The 2,046-nt window shown below is 74.0% G+C and carries 2 protein-coding genes; one reads left to right on the top strand and one right to left on the bottom strand.

Translation table 11 applies throughout. The features are described from left to right. Window positions 1-270 precede the first annotated feature (270 nt). Complete coding sequence (locus tag P409_RS36660) at window positions 271-735, top strand: hypothetical protein (protein WP_052121662.1); 465 nt, start codon at window positions 271-273, stop codon at window positions 733-735. Between the two features lie 247 nt (window positions 736-982). On the opposite strand, the gene P409_RS32740 is transcribed toward P409_RS36660, so the two are convergent. Continuing rightward, window positions 983-1,957, bottom strand: coding sequence for a hypothetical protein (locus P409_RS32740; protein ID WP_034848547.1), 975 nt, complete (start codon window positions 1,955-1,957; stop codon window positions 983-985). Between the last annotated feature and the right edge of the window lie 89 nt (window positions 1,958-2,046).

Raw genomic sequence — 2,046 nt, 5'->3', positions numbered from 1 at the left:
GCGCCCGACCCGGCCGCCGCCGCAGCCGCCGCAATCGACGGCCGAGCTGCTGGCCCAGCTGATCCGTAGCCGCCCCGACACCCCTGCGGTGGAGGAGGAGGCGGACCCGATGCCCCAGGCCGAGCGCGACGCCGCGATCGACGCGGTGCTGCGGGACCTGGTGGCGGAGGAGGATTCGGCCTTCCGCCCGATCTCGGTGCTGTACCAGGATTTCCTGGTGCCGCTGCCGGATCCAGCGGGTCGGCAGCCGCGGCGCCCCGGCGCTCGACCGTGGCCGGCTTCCGCGCTCGGCTGGCCGTGGCCCGCGCCGGCGTCGACACCGACACGGCGGAGAGCCCGGCCTGGCAGCACGCGACCGGGCTGTCGCGCGAGCTGCCGGAGGACATGCAGGGCATCTTCCTGCTGCTGGTCAAGGCGGCGATGGCCGGCGCTCCCTGCCCGTCCGACGCCACCATCGCCCGCGCCTACGGCACCCAGTCGGTCGGCCGCACCCGGCGCCTGCTGTCCTATATGGAGCAGCGCGGCTTCATCGTCTGCCGCGCCGCCGGCCGCGGCGGCCACCGCATCGTGACGGTGCCGGAGCTGGGCTGCGAGACCGCCCCGGCGACCCGAACCGCGCCCGAGGAGGCGCCCGCCGCGGCGAGGCCTCCCGTCGACCGGGACGTGACGGCAAATGCCGCTGACGGCGGCGCGGAAGACGAGGATACGGGAGCCGCCCAGATCTCCGCCGAGTGATCGCGGCCGGAGGCGGATCGGCGATACCCGAGCGCCCACGCGCAGGCCTCTCCCACGAGCGGCACGTTCTCGGAATTCCAGACATCGTCATTGCGAGGAGGCGAAGCAATCCAGGGGCCGGTTCGCGCTGGTCCTGGATTGCTTTGCTGCGCTCGCAATGACGGCGAGTGGTGCGTTGTGAAACGTCTCGCCAGCGCGGAAAGTTGACATGCGTGCATATCTCCGGCGGCGGCGACCGATCCTGCGGTCAGCCGCAATGGTCGGTCGCCGGCGCGGAGTCGGGCGGCCCGGCGCCGGGTGGCCCGGTGCCGGCGGGCGGCCGATCATCCCCGGGCGACGGCAGGGCAGGTTTCCGGTCCGGGTTGAAGACCCCACCGGCGGCGGTATGGACGCGGCGCTCGCCTTCAGGCTTGCCGGAGTCCTCGGCCGGGATGAGGCCACCGGCATTGGAAGAAGCCCGGTGCGAGGCGGGGCCAAAAGCTTGGCCCTTCGGACCGGAGCCGGCCCGATCGGCCCCGGGCGCTCCCCCGTCTTCCGGGCCGCCGGCCGCAGGCCCGCCGGCCGGAGGCGTCCCGCCGGGCGGCAGGCCGAGGGACCGGCACAGGCTGGCGATCAGGCCTCCGATCGGCAAGGCGGTGTCGGCGAGGTCGACATCGATGCGCTCGTCCTCGGTCAGCCGGTCCCAGAGATCGACGGTCAGCCGCTCCTGGGTCTCGGCGTCGGGAACCGCGGCGATGGCGCGGGCAACGCCCTGGGCGACGGCGTGGCGCCGGTCGTCTTTCTCGTCCTGCTGGTCCTTCCGCCGCTGTTCGGCCTTGCGCCGATCCTCCTCCCGCTGCTGCCGCAGCCTGGCCTGGAGCGCTATGGCGCGGCGGATGCCGAGGAACAGGCCGCTGAAGCGGATCTCGGCATCCGCGGCACGGTCGATATCGTCGGCCGTGACGCCCAGGGCCTGGAAACCGCGGGCCAGCTCCAGCGCGAGCTCGACCAGCTCGGACAGCATCGCGGCCTCGTCCGGGGCTGGCGTTGCGGCGGACGCCTCCTGCTGCCGGCGCAGCCTGGCCTGGAGCGCGACGACGCGGCGGATGCCGAGGAACAGGCTGCTGAAGCGGGCCTCGGCCTTGCCGGCACGGTCGGGATCGCCGGCCGCGAGGGCGGCGGCGGCGCGGGCCTGGCAGGTCCGGGCCATCTCCAGGGCCAGCTGCGTCAACCCGGCCAGCACCTCGATCTCCCGGGCAGCCTCATCCGCGGCCGGCGGAGCGGCGGGCGGAGTTTCGGCTGCGACGGGATCAACCATGTCTGCATTAGAAC

The organism is Inquilinus limosus MP06 (assembly GCF_000767795.1).
GTDB classification, from domain to species: domain Bacteria; phylum Pseudomonadota; class Alphaproteobacteria; order DSM-16000; family Inquilinaceae; genus Inquilinus; species Inquilinus limosus_E.
This window is presented reverse-complemented; position numbering and strand designations above follow the sequence as displayed.